This window comes from Enterobacter sp. 302C9 (assembly GCF_034106085.1).
In the GTDB taxonomy this organism is placed as follows: domain Bacteria; phylum Pseudomonadota; class Gammaproteobacteria; order Enterobacterales; family Enterobacteriaceae; genus Enterobacter; species Enterobacter asburiae_B.
The window spans coordinates 362,537-379,655 of record NZ_JAWNBW010000003.1; the positions used below are offsets into that span (position 1 = coordinate 362,537).

Below are 17,119 nucleotides of genomic sequence, written 5' to 3' on the forward strand. Positions count from 1 at the left end.
TTGTGAGCCACGTAAACAGGTGAATAGTGGTAATGCCCCGGTAGCTACAGATCCGGCTCTGCCAGCGCTTCGCTCACGCTCCTAACGGTACACGAGCACCCTGATAAGGTGTGATCCTTCTGACAATCTGATGTAGTCGCTACGCTCCGCTTGTTGCTTGTACCACTAACGGGGCTTTATGGATGCTATTGTCTGTGACCTGGTTAGTTGTAAAATCATAAAAACTTTCATGTAATGTTAAGCACCTGTATGGATAAAAGGACGGAACTATGGTTAAAAATTACGAGGAAGAATCATTTAAAGTTATCAGTCGATTCAATGCATTACACTTAACCCCAGAAAGATTAATGAAGATCGGGGCTTTTGTTGTTTGTTATGGTCAGTTTGAAACTACTTTGGAGCGTGCCTTATGGACTCTGAGAGAGATTGATGTAAAAGGAGTTAGGCCCTTTACCGAAAAATTGCCATCTGATAAATGGTTCGAGTATTTGGGAAATGGTAATGATAAACTTAGCAATGAATGTAATACAGTCTTAAATCTTGCTTCTCTCGCTGCTATTGATTTGGCTGATTATAGGAATAGTTTGGTTCATGGATATTTATTACCGCTGGGTGATAAGCCTTCATTCATGAGAAATCCAAGATGGCATGGTGAACTTAGGAATAAAAGAACAGGCGATGCCTATATCGAAGAGCCACTCCTAGATCTTGCTATTATTTCTGGATGGACATTATTTAGGGTTGTTAGTCTAACAGAAAAAATTTTTGAGGATGAATCGGCAGAACTCTCAATAGTTATGTTAGAAAACGAAGTAAAAGAGGCACGAAGCTGTACAAATGAGTTACGCCATCTCAGAAGTTTAATGAATGAAGAGAAATATTAGTCAAAATCTTGAATTTCAATTATGAGGTATGGGAGGTTTTATGGATGGTGTTTGTAAGTTATGTCTTGAAGCAAAAGAACTTCAGGAATCACACAGTATCCCTAGAAGTTTCTTTAACAAAGCAAAAGGAAACGGCGGTCAAGTTATCTCTATGCAAAAAGGAAGGGAACCAAGAAGAGAAAATTTAGATCCTAAAGAACCAATGCTATGTTTTGAATGCGAACAATTTCTTAGTGGTCAATACGAGTCTTATGGGATCAGATTGCTAAGAAACCCTCACAATATTAGAAAGAACTCTGATCATATTATTATTAGCAACTTCGATTACAAGCGCTTTTATCTATTTCTATTATCAATACTTTGGAGAGCCTCTAATGCTATGGACCTGCATTATTCTTCGGTGGTAGGGAATCCTGATTTTGGGGAGATGATGAGGCGCTGCATTAAAAATAACATTGTTAGGTTTAATAATAAGAGTCAGGTTAAAATTGATAACTTTATCAAGATTAGAGTGCTACGGATTGTTGATAGCACTGGCAATATTCCTGATCATGTCATCAAATCGGTCCTCACGAACTTTGCTTTTGGTGAGATTGAAAGTATAAATGGGATTGGATGGTATTTTATAGCTGAAGGTTTTATCTTTCACTATGTATTTTATCCTGGTGAAAATTACTATGATGCCCGCACTACAAGATTGAACTCACAGCTTACATCTGGAAGTCATCAGAAAATACAAAAAGTAGAGGTATCTAAAGATAGAATGTTGGCAGAAATGTTTAATTATATGATCGAATGTTCGAAAGGCTATCATCAACAAAGAGAATAATGATTTTTGTTCTTTTGCCCCTCTATGAAAGGAATTGTTTTCCCCTTTATATAACCTTTACGCCACAGGCCCCAGCCAATAAAAAAGGCCAGCCCTCACAGGCTAGCCTTTTGAATATTTTCAGTTTTTCATGCACTGCCGGAGTTTTTTCTTCTCCAACATAATTTTTAATGCTCGCTCAAAGCCGTGTAGCTTTTCATAGCGGCATAACGACACCTGATCGATCCCAAGTTTGCGGGACAGCGCCGCACGGTTGATAATATCGGCATTGGTGGCGGTGTACACCTCACCCATCCCCGGAATGTTGATCGCTAATTTCATTGCTCACCTCAAAATTAAAGAAAAACCCCAGCAATGCCAGGGCTTAAAGTCTGTTACTTCAGCGTAATAGTGGTCAGCCACTGAGGACGCAACAGGAGAGGCAACAGAGAAAATTCTGACTGCATTTTAATCATCCCGTCATCGTCTACGCTGGTCCAACCGTAGCGATCCTTAACGCCACCGGTGACGGCGTACGATTGATTGCGGCTGCATGGACCCGCGATACGGCGCAGGAAGCTCATTTCCGGATTAGTCATGCGTGGGACGACCAAACCGCTGTTTTCTTCAACTGGGTAGGTAGGGTCACCAGCCAGATCAACGAAGGTCACAGGACCCAGCGACATGGTATTAAAGCCACTCAGCGCGTTAGGGATAACCACACCGGAGATCTGCGCCTGCTGTACGCTGTGCAGAATGAACGCCTGAATCTCTTTGTTGGTGGCTATAGCGTCATAAAGACCACTGTCACACATAACATACAGACGGTCGCTATAGTTGCGGGCACCGCCTAAAGCTTGGGCCATCTGCCGACGCAGTTTGGCAAGTTGCTGGTACAGAGAATCGGATGAAGCATCCAGGACAAAGGAACCAGGGGACACGCCAAACACCGCATCAAAGGAAATATCACCGTCATCTGTATGAGGTGCAGTAACCTTACGTTCAAACAGTGCCTCAGCGAGGGAAGTTTCCACAGTGCGACGATAGTCACGCTCGAATTGGGTAGCACGTTGAGAGATAACCTCAGTGATCGCCATGCTCTGATTAGTTTGAGGACTGATCAGTCCCTGCCAGTCAGCCGGGCGGACCATTCCGGTCTCATGAAATACATTGATCTCCGCATCACGGAAAACAGCGGTCCCGGCTTTCATGTGGTTTGTGTCCGTACCTTAGCGGGAGACGCTCTCTAGCTTGCTCTCTTCTGCTGCGGTGATATCAGCCACACGCGCATTAGGAACACTTGATGTACCACGGGAGAACAGGCCCAAGTCCTGGATCAGATAGTTGCCCTCTTTGGTATCCTTCAGGGTTCCAACCAGATCCAGACCTTCAAACTCTTTACGGATATCTTTAACGCTCATTGATTAAGCCTCCATGCTGTTGTTGTTGCCAATACGAATAGATCCATCTGCGGTTAAACGCTTGATCGCTTCCTTCAGGGAGTCGGCATCTTTGGCGCGGAGGTTGAACGTGTTTACATAGGCGTTGCGGTCCACCACAACGACAGTCTTGTTATCGCCTGCGGAGACGTTCACCAGACAGATCAGAGGTTGACCCTCTACAGCCTGATCGAATAGCTCGTAAATCTCAGCATTGAATACATCACCGACGAACAGATCCGCCGGGAGGCTGACACCTTTGATTTCCGTGCGAGAAAAGAGATCGCTGGCGCTGGCGATCAGCACGTCGGACATGCGTTTAGGAAACGCTTCAGAAGTACGCATAAATTTTCCTTGAGGAGGGTTTTAGACGTGGAGAGAGTCCACAGGTGATCCGGCATTTGCACCGGATAATCAGGACAGCCAGAACGGCGGGCCGGAATTGGTTGAAGGTTGGGAGGCCGTGGAGTGGATAAAAGAAAAGGCGGCTATCCTGCCGCCTCTCTTCGTTCCTGGCTCTCTCTCACCCTCTAGGGCAGGGGAAGGAAATTATCCTTTTGTATGGATACTCAGCCAGCAGGCCACGGGAGCGAACCAGCCAGAGAATACCCACAAAAAAGCCCGGGAAGGTTACCGGGTGAATCCAAGAGGAGATTTTATTTTGTTTTGGTTTGGTTTTCCTGTGGCGACTCACCAGACGAGACAAGGCACCACGGGAAAACGGCGTGAACTGAAACACGCCGGAAACCGTAAACGGTTTATCACCGCTACCAGGGAACCACCCCCGGAACGGCTGTACCCTTGCGGGCTAGGCTTTTGAGATAGGAGAATCCCAGCATTGGCGGAACTGGAGAGGACCGCACATAAAGCATTCTGGCAAGTGGAGTTGAAAGAACGCTTTAGGTGAGGAACCAGAGCGGGGAGAAGCCGCCCGGCTCACTCGTACAGATCCTGATTAGCTGGCTAAAGCATACGTTGCGACTCTGTACACAGCGTGACGCGATGAGTTGCAAAACGGCGATTCTGGAGACTCACCACTAATCACGCTATGTGTATATTTTACAATGATTTATGCAAAATTGCAATAAAATGATCAATTAATTGTTGACTTCTATGGATGTATGTGTATTTGGCGGGTTTGTAGAGTGATTACGGTCGGGTTTGCGGGTGGTGGTCTGACTCAGGGGGGCTATGTGTCCCAAAAGACACACTAAACAATAATAGATATATAAGACCTCGCTCCGCTCGCCCTCCGGGCTACGGTCTTATTAATCTTATAATTTAATCGTTCAATAATTAATCGCTCAGGCTCTTAATTATTTCTCTCTTAAATTCTAGCCTCTTAAAACCTTTCGCTACGCTCACCCGTCCGGGTCCAGGTTTTAGGCCGGGGGCCTGTTTCCCATATGTGGAGTCTCGCCTGTTGAGGCTCATCTCCCAGGACTGCACTTAAATTTCTTTAGTGGTGAACCGGGGTCAATATGGACCCGGTAGGGCAGCTTAGGCAAAATCTGCCTAAGCAAATATCCGAAGTTAGGCTAAATCTGCCTACTATAAGATTAATAAGATGAACCCTTATTAACACACCTTCTGATAAGAGTGCTTACGCCCTTAAGGGCCAGGTCAAAACCTTAAAGAGAGTCTGGGTATTAATTGTTAATCGAATGATTAAGAGATCAGACTCTTTAGGAAGGGAACATCCGTTCCTGATCTTGGGGAAGAACCTTCCAGAGGTTCGACTCTTTGGGGAAAGCAGAAACAGAACTCGCTCCAGCGAGTGTCTTTTCTGCCCCCTTTGGGAAACACCGTAGCGATACGAAGGTGACACGATGGCGGCGGGGCGGGGTGCCCGGCGCGGAGTGATACCTACATACGCCAAAGAGGCCACACAGGAGGCCCTACACGGCGTTTAAACGTATTGGGTAACCCACATCCACATGGTAGCCATCAGAACGCGATACAGCGCGTTATGCGTATGATTCACAATATGGCTTAAATCCGCTGTAGTCTCGCCAGCGTAGCCCCCGCCCCGATACACAAATCCAGACAGAAATCAATAAATTTCATCGCGTTTATTGCAATTTCCTGCAATCCGGGATAAAATAAATAGCGTGATGCGGATATTATGCTTTAAGTTATAAGTGCCCATCATAGTATGGCTAACAAAAAAGGAGAGTGCAAGTGTCAGTTTATCTAAATGTTGATCGGATGGTTCGAAACGTTGATCACGGCGACGTGACCCGCGAAACGTTATTCCAGCAACGCAGCCGCTACAAGAAAGCGGGCAAGATGGCAGAAGTGGAAGCCATCACTGAAGCCCTTGAATTAACCAAGTGCGCCGCCTCTGGCGTCTTACGACAGGCCCAACGTTTAGCAGCCAACTTTGACGGCATGGACGCAGAGAAGGCTTTAGAGCTTAAGGCGACCGTAGCGGCGTATGCGTCAAAGTCTACTGACCTGCAAGCAAGCATTGTGCTTGCGTTTCAAAGTATGTTCCAGGCTAAAGGCGTCCCGATGGAATATGAGGAGGTCAGCGCCTACCTGAGCCTTTACGCGATGGATCACTTTGAGAAGATCACCGGGGAATTGCCTGTAATTGTTCACTAATTAATCAACAATTGGAGGGGAATATGGTGTACCAGTTTACGGATCTTTCAGAGAGTCGCTTCCTAGCCGGGTTTGCCTCTGAGGTGGTTAAGGCGATCCGGGAGGATGAATCCATGCCGGGCCTTTACGATGACATCTACACGATGTTACAGCAGGTTGAGCCGTCCAGAATGGTGAAGTTGGGCAGGCCAGCGGTCACGGCCCCGGCGAAATTCTGGGCCGGGGTTATGGGTCTGAGCCTGTCTACAAATGACATTAATGAACTTAAGGAGATTAACCTTTGAAAATTGAATTTCCGCAGGATGTAGCGGATCGCCTGTTTGAACTTGCCCGCACCCGTGAGCATGGATCAGCCCATGCAATTATCCGTAAAGCACTCGTTAATTTTTTAGACACAGTTGAATGTGAATCCGTTAAGGGAGATTTTGAAGATGACCGCAGTAGCACCCGAATTTCTAAATAAGCTGTATTCTAAGGACTTTGTGAAAACGTCCCGAACCTTGCGCCGCTTGAAAACGTATAACGGCGTAAAAGTCTCTTTAGAGATGGTTCTGACATACGACCTGATCGCTTCATTCAACCGTGATCAACGTATGGCTAACGCTCACGTTAAGCAGGGGATGCCCTCCGCTTTTGGTCAGGCGGAATTAGCTGATTTTCTCATGTGTTCACTGAGAACAGCCCGCAACGTGATCGGCGCTTTGAAAAAGGCAGGTCTGATCGAGTGTGTCGGACGTGGCCCGCATGATGTGGATCTGTTGGTATGCCTGCCTATTGTCGAAGCTAACACGGAAGAAGCAGCGCCTACGCCTAAGCCGTCCGCTACACGTCCACAGCGGGTCGCTACGGCATTGGAAGAGGTGCAGGAACCCAACCACACGGCGGAGCCTGTAGAAGTGCCTGAAGCGCCGGAGATTAAGCCTGTGAAGGCGGCAGGAGAACAGCCAACGGATTTAATCAGGCTGTATACATCCAAGGTGGAAACGGCGGACCAACCGGAAGAGGTGGCAGGCATTGTCCCGGCCTTTGCTTACCCACTGGGAGAGATCAAGGAGGTATCGGACTATGATTTTAGCGACCCATTTTAATTCTTTGGAAAATTCATAATATCTCCCCAATTATCCTCACTCTGTCAAATCCCGTGTGTGAAGTCAACCCTTGATAGGAGATTCTCTTGAGCATTATTACAACTGAAGTGAAAGAGTTAACCCCGGAAGAAGAAGCAGTGATCGTCGCTCTCTCTGACAAGCTGGCAACCAACAAGCCACGTAAGCCAACTGAGCCGAAGCGCCTAACGACTGATCAGCTTGTCCAGATCAAACGCGCCGCCGTGTTGGGTCATTCAGCCAAGGCGATCTGTAACGCTTTTAATGTGTCGCTTGCATACGCTCTACAGGTGAAGCGTGATTTTAACCCCGGCAAATATCAAAAGGTGCCGCTGACCCTCCCAGAGAAAGCCGTATTAATTCAGCAGATGAAAGCTGACAATCTCCCGGATCAGATGATTGGTGAGATGCTGGGGATCAACGTGGTGACGGTGGAGACCCTCTCCAAGGTTAACCCGGCCCGGTATCTGGTCAATCAGATGCTTCCATATGATGTTGTGCTCTCTAATCTCCGCGCCCCTCGCTATGTGGCTAACCCGGTTTACCGTTTAGGGACCAGCATGATCAGAGTCCGCCGTATTATCAATGCAGGGCGGAAGGAACTCCGCACCGTGATCACCTCTTCCAAACGTGCGGCATAAGCCCGCCGGGCAACCCCCAAAACCCTTGAAATTATTATTTCACCCTATTTTTGTGATTTAAGTTAAATCGAGCTATGGCCCTTGCCGTTGCTAGTTTCAGCCTATGAAATTTTTATTAATCGACTGCTTTTTGATCAGTTGGAAGGTGATTATCTGGTCGCTTTTTGTACTGACTCACATTTACAATTTTCTGCCCTAGATGGGCTAAGGATGCCCTATGGCAAGTAGTAACGTGATCGTCACTAAAGTAGTGAACCGCACCACATTTGATGTGGACAAGGGGAGCTATCAACGCACGGTTGACAAGATCAAACAGGTCGGCAAGGAATGGGACAAAGTAAACGAGAAAGTTAAGTCCCGCAGCCGCCAACAACTCGATAATAGTAAAGCCATCATCCAAGCCAACAATCTGGAGGCCAAGCGCCTGGCGTCACAGAACCGCCTGAACGCCGCCAAGGAGAAAGAGAGGGCAATCTCCGCTAAGACAGCCACCCAACGGAAGAAAGAGACCGCCGATCAGTTACGTGAGGAGACCAAATTACAACGGGAGTTGGGCAAGCGCTTCGCCGGGCAAAGTGGGCCACATGTCCTCCAGCAGTTACCAACAGCGGCGGAAATGGTTCCCACGGTCCAGGGTCTGATCAATGCTCATTCTCCAGAGTCTAAGGCCAATGCAGCGAAAGCAGCAGCCCAAGCTATGCGACAATCCAAAAAGGAAGAGGCAAGGCTCGCCCGTGAAGCTGGCAAGGCTGAAAAGCGCCGCCTTGATTATGCCCGTAGGCGTTATCTGACTATCCGATCTGAAGCCTACAAAATACAGAACATTGAGGGCCTCACCAACGCAGAGAGAACAGGGGCGATCCTGAAGATGCGTCGTGTTGCGGACCTACAGCAGCGTGAAGCCCTGAACGCTCAAGAAACCCGTTTCGAGCTACGCAAGATCACCCAAGAGCTACAGAAGCAAGCCCGGCTACGTCGCCGTATGGCTAACCAGAGAACACACGGCGGCAACTTTGGCGGCAGGTCCAAAGGAGTAACGGCGGGTGTGGGTGTTGGCCTCGCCGGTGCAGCGGCATCCGCAGCGGCGGGACTCTTAGCGGTAGCGGGTGCCTCAATGGCGGTAGCCTCCACACTCCGGGAATCATTTGAACGCCAAAAGGAATACAGCGGCCTCAAAGAGCAAGGAGTAAGCGCCACAGACGCAGACGCGATCCTGTTGGCAGCAAACCAGAAAGGGGCGGGAATCTCTCTCGATAAGTTACAGGATCAGTTTGTAGATTATCTTGATAAACAAGGTGATTTGTCTCTGGGGCAGTGGAAAACTGACAAGCAAGGGAACCGCACATACTCCGGCGGCGGTGAGCTGGCAGATGTCGCCAACCTGGTTGAATCCAAACAGGCGGGGGCCGGGGCAGACGTGATCAAGCGGCTCCAATCGGTTGATTTCAAAGGTTACCTGTCTTACCTCCGCGAACTTCAGAAAACCTATAAATTGACCGATGGGGAGATGACCCTCTTCGGTGAATTGATTGATGATGGCTCTAAGACTTTACGGGCCTTTGACCAGAACGGGCAGATCGCAGCGGACGCCCTGAAAACCGTTAAGAACTCCTCTCTGTACCTCACAGCCTCACAGCGTGAGCAGGTGGGGAACCTCCAGAGCAGTATGATGGTATTGGGCCAGGCGTCCAGCGGGCTGGCTGATAACTTCACGTTGGGATTTGCTGAGGCGTATAATTCTTCGGATGAATTGACCAAAGCAATGGAAAGCCTAGCCCCAGTTATGGAGGGCCTGGGACGTGCATCCGCAGACGTACTAAATTCTTTTGTGCGCCTTTTTGGTTGGCTCTCCCATATCCTTCCGAGTGTAGGCGGTGACGGTACGGCAGCAGGCATTAAGGATAGTTACATGGGGTCACGTGATATGACTCCCAAGTCAGAACAGCCGGAAAAAGGATTCTGGGAAAATCTGTTTGATTTTGACTCTAAGGCTTTCCTCCCGCAGGAATACGGCGGCAAGGCCCCAAATGCGCCAAAACCTCTACAGGTCCCGGATAACCTCCCGGCGTTGGCCCCGTTTAAGGATCTGAAAGTAACCCCGGCCCCTGTGCCTACTTTCAACCCCTCCAGCCTTGCCCAATCAGCGGTAAGACCGCAGAATCAAACCCAGACTGTTGTTATTGACCAGAAACCCCTACAGGTGAATGTAAACGTTAATGACGGCAAAGTTAAGGATCTGGTTAATGCGGAGATTGATGACCGGGAACGGGGACACATGAACATGCTAACCACAGGGCAGTAGTAAACAGAGGAGACCTTCGGGGCTCCTTTTTTGTCGTTCGTCACAAATAAAAACTTAAAAAGTTGACAGGATTATTATTGTGTGTATTGCAATTCATTGTATTGCATTGTAAACTGGTATCTTATTGAGTAGTAAACAAGATCATGACGTTCCCAACCGCTTAGAGTTGAGACACGGGGAAGAACCCCGGCCCGCGACTACTCCTATTTGATAGGAGAGTCTCACAATGTTTTCAGCCCGTTCCCGCCTCACCAGTAACACCACAAAGCCACAGAATCGCCCGGTCAATCCGACCACCGGACAAAAGCCGATCCTCTCTACCCGCTTCTTCCTAGGGGTGGAGTAAATGACCATTACCCCTGATAACGTAGATCTGACTGACTTCACCTATGATGAATCGGCGCGGTATATGGTCCGCTTCTGTGCCAAAGACACCGGAGTTATGCAGGCGGGCCGGGTCGCCCGTGCCTGGGTGCCATCGTTGGGCAAGCTGTACCCAATCAATAACATCGTGTGGTTACTACATGGAAAGCGTATCCCGGAGGGTGTGACAATCCGCCACATTGATGGGAACAAGGCCAATAACCGGATCGATAACCTCTATCCGTACATCACAGAATCGACTGTAAAGCGCCTGATGAAAACGGGGGTGATGTGATGAGCCTGATCGGTGCCTACATAGCAGAACAGAAACGACAGGCCCGGAAGGGCAGACGTAAAAGGAAGTAAGAGAAGAGGGGAGGCCGGAAGGTCTCCCCTTTTTATTGTGGAAACGGCAATGATTAAAATAGCGTTAAATACGGTTTAATCGGGGAAAAGATCGGGCGTACAGGTCATTATTGATTGTAAAGCGTACAGACTTGCCTCCCTTAGAGTTACTAACTGTTTGATTTTTGTGAAACAATTATAATTTCATACGGTGTGTGCGTAGCATTTCACATGCTTAACCCCAAAATAATTTTTCTCAGAAAGTCAAAACCCCGAAAACCTGCAATTGAGAGCAACTCTCATCTATAGGTGAGAGTGATAATCAATCTCAAAAACGCCGGGCGGTAGCCACTGCCCTAAACCAAAATGTGTTTTTGCCACAAGAAAGGGCCTGAAGAGGCGGACGCCTCGAAAGGGGAGATTAGGGGTTTAGTGCGTGGGAGTTATCCACAGGGGAACGGCGTTACTCACAGGAGGATCGGAAATACAGGAATGTAAGATTGAAACGAGGATCACGGATTAGGTTTTGTGTCTGTAGAGGGCGCTACAGGAGGTTAAGAGGTTGGAACCTTCAGAAGTGCACAGGTCTAATCTGTTGCGCTATTGTTAAAAAGGTGCGTGTAACGGTCATTATGTTAAATGGCTGTGCAAATATCAATCAATCTGTAAGTTGAGGCCCATCCAGAATAACAATAATCCTCTGTAAGCGAATATGCGGGCCTGTGGGCTACGCAAGGCTAAAAGCAGTGTTTTATTGTATAGGTGAAGGTGAGATGACGCCACAGAGGAGCGTACAGAGAGCCACCCGGGCGGGGTGCCCTGATATTTCTAAAACATCACATAGGCCCCAGGGGGCGGGGTGTTTGGGTGCCTGGCACATCTGCCCAAACTACAAGATATTTTCCACCTCAACAGGGCAGGGCCAAACCTGGATTTAGTCACCCATAAAAATATAGCGGTGATACTTAATAACCTGCATACAAGCGATCAGCACCATTTGATGCGCAGGTATGTATAGGATTGGCTGGGGGAGGCTTAATTGAGGGAATAAAAAGCCGGGCGATCCCCGGCCTTTCTCTCAACTAACGTTTTTTATTCGATTGCGAAACTACTGAACCCGCTAAGGTCTTAGTAACATCGCTTGAGCGTGGGTTTTTCAATGCTGCTGACGCTTTGGCTTCCATACCTGCACCAGTCTGGTTTTTTGTCCCGGCCTGGGACAGTACCGAACCCGCTAAACTTTTCTGAATCGCCGAGGCGTTCGGATTGTTAAGGGTCTCAGCTGCCAAATGAGACACGCTTTGTGAAGATTGCTTACTATTCGCTGCCATTCAGATACCTATTCACAATATGGATGATTGGATATATTGTATTTTCTATATCAATAAACACAATATGTAGTGTTTATGATAGTAACGAAGCGGCAAAGTTAGCAAGCTCGGAAAAAAGTTTTCACTGGTTTTATGACCAGTGTCAATTGTTTGATAACTGACCGTTTACGAAGCGGCAGAGGAGTCATATAAGTAGTGTGCAGGCATAAGCCTGTATCACGAGGAATCAGTAAAATGGCTGATGACAAGACCAAAATCGGTACACCTGACAACGATTTAATAAGTATCAAACAGGATTACGAAAGACGTGATTGGGCTAAAAAGTTTGGCGTTAGTGAGGCTAAACTTATTCAAGCTGTTCAAGCCGTAGGTCATTCGGCTAAGAAAGTACAGGCATGGCTTAAAGACCATTGATATATGGGCGCCTTACGGGGCGCTTTATTTTTTTTTATTGTTCTTTGGGAGGAAGTTAATGGCTAATAATTTATTTATTACTTATGACCTTATAAAAACTAAAGATTACGCGGCTGTTCATGCAGCCATTAAAACGCTGGGTAACTGGGCAAAGGCGACAGAATCTAATTGGTATGTCAATAGTGTCTATTCTGTTGAAAATGCAGCGAAGATTGTCAAAGCCGCAATGGATAATGATGATAGATTAATTGTTGTGGATGCAACAAATAATAATGCTTATTGGTATAACCTTCCTGATGAAGTTGCTGCTCGTATTCGAGCTGAATGGCCACGATAATATAGGGGGGGCATCCCCCCCTTCAATTTATAGAGCATGGTAATAGACACACTCCACATATTCGGCTAACTCTCTCATCCCAGCGCCTTTGCTATACGTCCTGAATGCTTCGGTTTTGGCTTTCTGCTCTGTGTGTCCGGTGATGGCTCCGATCCGCTGTTCTGGTACTCCTGCACGGTCTAAACAGGTTATGAACATTCCCCGCAAGCTGTGGAAACACTGCCGATCTGTAGCTGTGGACAATGTGCTGTCACGTAGCCGGGTAAACTTCTGACTGTACCACGGCCCCCGTTTACCATCCTTCCGAATGATATTGTTTGACTGTGCCAGTAGATATTCTCCGCTGTTATTTGCCAGATGTTTATCAATAATGCCGATCAGAAGAGAGTGGATCGGAACGTACCGCACCCCTGCTACAGTCTTGGACTTGCTGACAAAGAAACATCTGACACCCTCCAACATTACAATTTCATCCCGTTTGATGCTGGCGATCTCATCAAGTCGCATTCCTGAATACAGCCCAATCAATATGACATCGCGTAGAACGTCATCCGCTTCTCTGATAAGGGTTTGCAATTGTTCAGGCTCAAACGGCTGATAACTTTCAATGGTGCGCCGTGCTTCGAGGTTGTGACCGTGAAACGGGTTACTGTCCGGGATTGCGTCATATCGACGTTTGGCGAACTCGTACAGACTCCCCAAAGAGGTTAACCAGTTCTGGATGGTCTGGGGCGCTACCTTCGATTGTTGGCCCTCTATGAAGTCTGTAACCGTTCTGCGTCCGATCTTGTTCAAACCAATATCAACTTGCCCAATACTCTGGAGAAACACTTCTACGGCCCTCGCTGATTTGCTTAGGGTAGAGAATGCCCGGCGTTCACTATAGACCGTCATGTATTCATCACGGACAGTTGCCAGCGTTGGGACGGGGCCAATCGCCGTTGGTACACTCTTTGCCTGTTTTACAGTGGAGTGGAGGACGGAGAGCGCATTCTGGATGCGGATATCTTCCCGATCAGGGTTCAACATCGCTTTCAGGTTGTTGAACTCAATCAGCATGTGATTTCTGAAGTGTCGCGCCTTGTCGATATCCTTCGTCCCGGTGGACTTTCTCCAGGCTCGTTTGTTGTCGAATATGTGGCGCATGTACTTTGGTACGAAGATTTGGAAAACCCAGATCCCGCAATGACTTTGAAAAAGATACTGATTGTTCTTGATAGCCATGATTACGATCCTATAGGATCACGCTATCAGGTACGAAAATATGTACAATGTTGAGATGGACTAACGAGAGCTTCCCAAGCTCTATACGAGGGTTCGATTCCCTTCGCCCGCTCCAGCTTTTCCTGATGTTATCTTCCTTTGCCTGTTTTTACCCTGTCCACGCTTTCCCATACAGATATCGTCATGCTATTGATTGATAACTTCAAAGACGTTATCGCGCGAGCCCCGATATTCAGCACTGAAATATCAGACTCCATCAGAGTTTGCAGCACGATGAGTGTAACGGGTAATTTAATCAGCACTACTCGCTGACGTTTACATCTCATTATTGGGAAGGTTAGTTAATATTTTGTGAAAGAAGGAACCATGATCGAATAATAAAAATTTCAGAAATTACACTCTTCTTTATCACGACTTTTTATTTTTTTTAGACTTAACGCAAATACTACTACCAATTATAGTAGCCCTCTTTTTGAGACTATTCTCTATTGCGTCAGAGCTGGCATAATTAAGAAAACCAAAAAAATATTATCCTTTATATGCGCTATTACAGCAAAGCCGTCTTTTTTTGCTCGTTATTTTTTTGCTCTCTGAGCCATGCAGCCCCCCTTACTCCTGCTGACCGGGACACCGTGCGTCAGCAGCAGGAGGAACTGTTATTAAAGAACCAGCAACAGCGTGAAGAGCTGGAGCGGAGTATCCCTCGCCCCGCACCTGACAGGCCTCTGCCTGCAGCCGGCGCCGGGCCCTGCTTCACCATTGATACCATTACCCTTTCCGGCACGACCCTCATTTCCCCGAAAACGCAGCAGGCCCTGGTTGCGCCGTGGCAGGGCCGGTGTCTGGATATGGCGAAAATAACGGAGCTTCTCGCCCGTATTTCTGACTGGTATATCAGCCGGGGATATATCACCAGCCGCGCCTTTCTTACCGAGCAGGATCTCTCCGGCGGCCAGCTGAATATTGTGGTGCTGGAAGGACGGCTGGAAGCGATCCGTCTGGAAGGTGAAACGCCGCGCATGCTGAAAATGGCGTTTCCGGGACGGACAGGCGGTATCCTTAATTTACGCGATATCGAACAGGGGATGGAGCAAATTAACCGTTTGCGCGCCGAGCCGGTGCAGATTGAAATTCTGCCGGGAACGCAGGCCGGATATTCCATCGTTAATCTCACGGGCAAACCGGAATTTCCGTTAAGTGCATCCGTGAGCCTGGATAATAGCGGGCAGAAGAGCACCGGTGAAAACCAGCTGAACGGCGTGCTCACCGCCAATAATATGCTGGGGCTGGCGGATAAATGGTTTGTCAGCGGCGGGCGCAGCAGTGATTTTGCCAGCGCGTACGATGCGCAGAATTTCCAGGCGGGCGTCAGCGTGCCGTCTGGCTACGGCCTGCTGGACTACAGCTACGCCTGGAGTAACTACCGGACCACCATCAGTAACCAGGGGTTCAACTGGCTCTCCACGGGCGATACGAAAACCCACCGCCTTAACGCGTCCTGGGTGGTTTTCCGCAACGGGGATGTCAAAACCGGCATTGCGGCGGGCGTGGTTCAGCGCTCCAGCCGCAACTGGCTTAACGACGCGCCGCTTAAGAGCAGCACGCGCAACCTCTCGAGCCTGGTCCTGGGAATTACCCACACGCAAAAAATGCTGGGCGGCGTGGCGACCTTCAACCCGACCTGGAGCCACGGCATGCCGTGGTTCAATGCCGAAACCGACGAAAATAAATCCGGGGATATGCCGCGGGCAGAGTTCCGCAAATGGAGCCTGAACGCCAGCTTCCAGCGTCCAGTCGCCCGTAACGCGTGGTGGCTGACCAGCGCCTACGGCCAGTGGTCGCCCGACCGGCTGTACGGCGCCGAGCGCCTGACGCTCGGCGGCGAAAGCTCCGTGCGCGGTTTTAAAGAGCAGTACCTGTCCGGGGACAACGGCGGCTACTGGCGTAACGAGCTGGGGTATTCCCTCTTCACCCTCCCGGTGATTGGCGCGGTAAGCGCAACGGTCGCCGTTGACGGCGGCTGGCTGGAAAAAGACCGTCAGGACCGCTTTGCCTCCGGCACGCTGTGGGGCGGTTCGGTGGGGCTGAGCAGCGCTGGGCGCGGGTACAGCAGCCAGATTTCGGTCGGCACGCCCCTGCGCTACCCCGACTGGCTCGGCCCGGATCATGTGAGCGTTAACTGGCGCATTGCCTTCATGCTTTAAGAGACTCTACGACTATGGATACCCGTCACCCACCCGTTCGTTTCTCGCAGCGTCTGATCAGCTGGATTGTCTGCGGCCTGATGGTCTGGCAGCCGGTGGCACCCGCCGTCGCGGCGGCGCTCACGCCGGCCGGGCAGACCACGGTCGATCGGGCCGGGAACGGGGTGCCGGTCGTCAACATCGCCACCCCGAACGGGGCGGGTATCTCGCATAACCAGTTCGGCGAGTATAACGTCGGCAGCGAGGGGCTTATCCTCAACAACGGCACGGACCGTTTAACCCGGACCCAGCTGGGCGGGCTTATCCAGAACAACCCCAACCTGCAGGCCGGGCGGGAAGCGACAGGCATCATCAACGAAGTCACGGGCGCCAGCCGCTCGCAGCTGCAGGGCTACACGGAAGTCGCCGGTAAGGCGGCAAACGTCATGGTGGCCAACCCGTACGGCATTACCTGTAACGGGTGCGGATTTATCAACACCCCGAACGTCACCCTGACCACCGGCAAGCCGCAGTTTGACGCCAGCGGTAACCTGCTGGCGCTGGAGGTAACGAAAGGGGCCATCACGGTTGAAGGCCAGGGGCTGGACGCCAGCAAGAGCGACGCGCTGTCGCTGATTGCGCGCGCAACGGAAGTGAACGCCGCGATACATGCGAACGACCTGACGGTGACCGCAGGGGCGAACCGCGTGGGCGCCGACGGCAGCGTCAGGCCAATTGCCGGCGAGGGCGCCGCGCCCGTGGTGGCGGTGGATACCGGCGCGCTCGGCGGGATGTATGCGAACCGTATCCGCCTGGTCTCCAGCGAGGCGGGCGTCGGGGTTAACCTCGGCAACCTCACCGCGCGGCAGGGCGACATTCAGCTGGATGCGGGCGGGAAACTGACGGTCAGGAACAGCCTTGCCAGCGGCTCGATTAGCGCGAAGGGCGCGGGAGTGGCCCTCAGCGGCAGCCATCAGGCCGGTGGTGCGCTGAACGTGGCCAGCTCGCAGGATGTGGAGCTCAGTAACAGCACGCTCGCCAGCCAGGGCGACATGCGCCTTTCCGCGGCGGGGAAAGTGCAGATGACGGGCGGCGGGACAAACAGCGCGGGCGCGCTGGCGGTCAGCAGCGGGCA

The 17,119-nt window shown here is 49.9% G+C and carries 19 protein-coding genes; 13 read left to right on the forward strand and 6 right to left on the reverse strand.

Features of this window, described 5'->3' with window-relative positions:
* Positions 1 to 269: 269 nt before the first annotated feature.
* Together UR289_RS09765 and UR289_RS09770 are read left to right on the forward strand one after the other, a co-directional pair.
* Positions 270 to 884: a hypothetical protein gene (locus UR289_RS09765; protein ID WP_320709896.1), complete on the forward strand. Its 615-nt coding sequence runs from the start codon at positions 270 to 272 to the stop codon at positions 882 to 884.
* A gap of 40 nt (positions 885 to 924) precedes the next feature.
* On the forward strand, positions 925 to 1,713 hold the full coding sequence (locus UR289_RS09770) for a hypothetical protein (RefSeq protein ID WP_320709897.1): 789 nt from the start codon (positions 925 to 927) through the stop codon (positions 1,711 to 1,713).
* Positions 1,714 to 1,833: 120 nt separating this feature from the next.
* Here UR289_RS09770 and UR289_RS09775 read toward each other — a convergent pair whose 3' ends face one another.
* Genes UR289_RS09775 through UR289_RS09790 form a run of 4 tightly spaced genes read right to left on the reverse strand, consistent with a single transcriptional unit; the run spans position 1,834 to position 3,476 of the window.
* Complete coding sequence (locus tag UR289_RS09775; protein WP_320709898.1) at positions 1,834 to 2,034, reverse strand: hypothetical protein; 201 nt, start codon at positions 2,032 to 2,034, stop codon at positions 1,834 to 1,836.
* A gap of 53 nt (positions 2,035 to 2,087) precedes the next feature.
* Positions 2,088 to 2,903: a major capsid protein gene (locus UR289_RS09780; RefSeq protein WP_320709900.1), complete on the reverse strand. Its 816-nt coding sequence runs from the start codon at positions 2,901 to 2,903 to the stop codon at positions 2,088 to 2,090.
* 18 nt (positions 2,904 to 2,921) lie between these two features.
* Positions 2,922 to 3,113 carry a hypothetical protein gene (locus tag UR289_RS09785; RefSeq protein ID WP_320709902.1) on the reverse strand — a complete coding sequence of 64 codons (192 nt, stop codon included), beginning with the start codon at positions 3,111 to 3,113 and terminating at the stop codon, positions 2,922 to 2,924.
* 3 nt (positions 3,114 to 3,116) lie between these two features.
* Positions 3,117 to 3,476 (reverse strand): hypothetical protein, encoded by a 360-nt coding sequence (locus UR289_RS09790; RefSeq protein WP_320709904.1) that lies wholly within the window; start codon positions 3,474 to 3,476, stop codon positions 3,117 to 3,119.
* A 1,836-nt stretch (positions 3,477 to 5,312) separates the two neighbouring features.
* Here UR289_RS09790 and UR289_RS09795 point away from each other — a divergent pair.
* From UR289_RS09795 to UR289_RS09825, 7 genes are all read left to right on the forward strand, one after another.
* A complete protein-coding gene (locus tag UR289_RS09795) occupies positions 5,313 to 5,738 on the forward strand; it encodes a hypothetical protein (RefSeq protein WP_320709906.1) in 426 nt (141 codons plus the stop codon).
* A gap of 23 nt (positions 5,739 to 5,761) precedes the next feature.
* Entirely contained in the window at positions 5,762 to 6,022 is a 261-nt protein-coding gene (locus tag UR289_RS09800) for a hypothetical protein (RefSeq protein ID WP_320709907.1), read from the forward strand.
* Complete coding sequence (locus UR289_RS09805; RefSeq protein WP_158681349.1) at positions 6,019 to 6,201, forward strand: hypothetical protein; 183 nt, start codon at positions 6,019 to 6,021, stop codon at positions 6,199 to 6,201. Before UR289_RS09800 ends, UR289_RS09805 begins: the two co-directional genes overlap by 4 nt.
* Positions 6,170 to 6,826 (forward strand): hypothetical protein, encoded by a 657-nt coding sequence (locus tag UR289_RS09810; RefSeq protein ID WP_320709908.1) that lies wholly within the window; start codon positions 6,170 to 6,172, stop codon positions 6,824 to 6,826. The genes UR289_RS09805 and UR289_RS09810 overlap by 32 nt, the downstream gene beginning before the upstream one ends.
* A gap of 86 nt (positions 6,827 to 6,912) precedes the next feature.
* On the forward strand, positions 6,913 to 7,485 hold the full coding sequence (locus UR289_RS09815) for a hypothetical protein (RefSeq protein ID WP_320709909.1): 573 nt from the start codon (positions 6,913 to 6,915) through the stop codon (positions 7,483 to 7,485).
* Positions 7,486 to 7,702: 217 nt separating this feature from the next.
* Positions 7,703 to 9,787, forward strand: a complete 2,085-nt coding sequence (locus tag UR289_RS09820) for a hypothetical protein (RefSeq protein ID WP_320709911.1) — start codon at positions 7,703 to 7,705, stop codon at positions 9,785 to 9,787.
* Between the two features lie 346 nt (positions 9,788 to 10,133).
* Positions 10,134 to 10,445, forward strand: a complete 312-nt coding sequence (locus tag UR289_RS09825) for an HNH endonuclease signature motif containing protein (RefSeq protein ID WP_320709913.1) — start codon at positions 10,134 to 10,136, stop codon at positions 10,443 to 10,445.
* A 1,132-nt stretch (positions 10,446 to 11,577) separates the two neighbouring features.
* On the opposite strand, the gene UR289_RS09830 is transcribed toward UR289_RS09825, so the two are convergent.
* Positions 11,578 to 11,826 carry a hypothetical protein gene (locus UR289_RS09830; protein WP_071602994.1) on the reverse strand — a complete coding sequence of 83 codons (249 nt, stop codon included), beginning with the start codon at positions 11,824 to 11,826 and terminating at the stop codon, positions 11,578 to 11,580.
* 234 nt (positions 11,827 to 12,060) lie between these two features.
* On the opposite strand from UR289_RS09830, the gene UR289_RS09835 reads away from it, so the two are divergent.
* A complete protein-coding gene (locus UR289_RS09835) occupies positions 12,061 to 12,240 on the forward strand; it encodes a DUF3606 domain-containing protein (RefSeq protein ID WP_032968401.1) in 180 nt (59 codons plus the stop codon).
* 58 nt (positions 12,241 to 12,298) lie between these two features.
* A complete protein-coding gene (locus UR289_RS09840; RefSeq protein WP_048957349.1) occupies positions 12,299 to 12,577 on the forward strand; it encodes a hypothetical protein in 279 nt (92 codons plus the stop codon).
* 27 nt (positions 12,578 to 12,604) lie between these two features.
* Here UR289_RS09840 and UR289_RS09845 read toward each other — a convergent pair whose 3' ends face one another.
* Positions 12,605 to 13,801, reverse strand: coding sequence for a tyrosine-type recombinase/integrase (locus UR289_RS09845; RefSeq protein WP_320709916.1), 1,197 nt, complete (start codon positions 13,799 to 13,801; stop codon positions 12,605 to 12,607).
* 539 nt (positions 13,802 to 14,340) lie between these two features.
* Here UR289_RS09845 and UR289_RS09850 point away from each other — a divergent pair.
* Entirely contained in the window at positions 14,341 to 16,005 is a 1,665-nt protein-coding gene (locus UR289_RS09850; RefSeq protein ID WP_320709917.1) for a ShlB/FhaC/HecB family hemolysin secretion/activation protein, read from the forward strand.
* Between the two features lie 14 nt (positions 16,006 to 16,019).
* Positions 16,020 to 17,119 (forward strand): filamentous hemagglutinin N-terminal domain-containing protein (locus UR289_RS09855; RefSeq protein ID WP_320709920.1); only part of this gene is annotated, 1,100 nt, incomplete at its 3' end.

Bases quoted from the DNA above. Each gene is read 5' to 3' on its own strand.
- UR289_RS09765 (WP_320709896.1), top strand. From the start codon at position 270: ATGGTTAAAAATTACGAGGAAGAATCATTTAAAGTTATCAGTCGATTC.
- UR289_RS09770 (WP_320709897.1), top strand. From the start codon at position 925: ATGGATGGTGTTTGTAAGTTATGTCTTGAAGCAAAAGAACTTCAGGAA.
- UR289_RS09775 (WP_320709898.1), bottom strand. From the start codon at position 2,034: ATGAAATTAGCGATCAACATTCCGGGGATGGGTGAGGTGTACACCGCC.
- UR289_RS09780 (WP_320709900.1), bottom strand. From the start codon at position 2,903: ATGAAAGCCGGGACCGCTGTTTTCCGTGATGCGGAGATCAATGTATTT.
- UR289_RS09785 (WP_320709902.1), bottom strand. From the start codon at position 3,113: ATGAGCGTTAAAGATATCCGTAAAGAGTTTGAAGGTCTGGATCTGGTT.
- UR289_RS09790 (WP_320709904.1), bottom strand. From the start codon at position 3,476: ATGCGTACTTCTGAAGCGTTTCCTAAACGCATGTCCGACGTGCTGATC.
- UR289_RS09800 (WP_320709907.1), top strand. From the start codon at position 5,762: ATGGTGTACCAGTTTACGGATCTTTCAGAGAGTCGCTTCCTAGCCGGG.
- UR289_RS09810 (WP_320709908.1), top strand. From the start codon at position 6,170: ATGACCGCAGTAGCACCCGAATTTCTAAATAAGCTGTATTCTAAGGAC.
- UR289_RS09820 (WP_320709911.1), top strand. From the start codon at position 7,703: ATGGCAAGTAGTAACGTGATCGTCACTAAAGTAGTGAACCGCACCACA.
- UR289_RS09825 (WP_320709913.1), top strand. From the start codon at position 10,134: ATGACCATTACCCCTGATAACGTAGATCTGACTGACTTCACCTATGAT.
- UR289_RS09830 (WP_071602994.1), bottom strand. From the start codon at position 11,826: ATGGCAGCGAATAGTAAGCAATCTTCACAAAGCGTGTCTCATTTGGCA.
- UR289_RS09835 (WP_032968401.1), top strand. From the start codon at position 12,061: ATGGCTGATGACAAGACCAAAATCGGTACACCTGACAACGATTTAATA.
- UR289_RS09840 (WP_048957349.1), top strand. From the start codon at position 12,299: ATGGCTAATAATTTATTTATTACTTATGACCTTATAAAAACTAAAGAT.
- UR289_RS09845 (WP_320709916.1), bottom strand. From the start codon at position 13,801: ATGGCTATCAAGAACAATCAGTATCTTTTTCAAAGTCATTGCGGGATC.
- UR289_RS09850 (WP_320709917.1), top strand. From the start codon at position 14,341: ATGCGCTATTACAGCAAAGCCGTCTTTTTTTGCTCGTTATTTTTTTGC.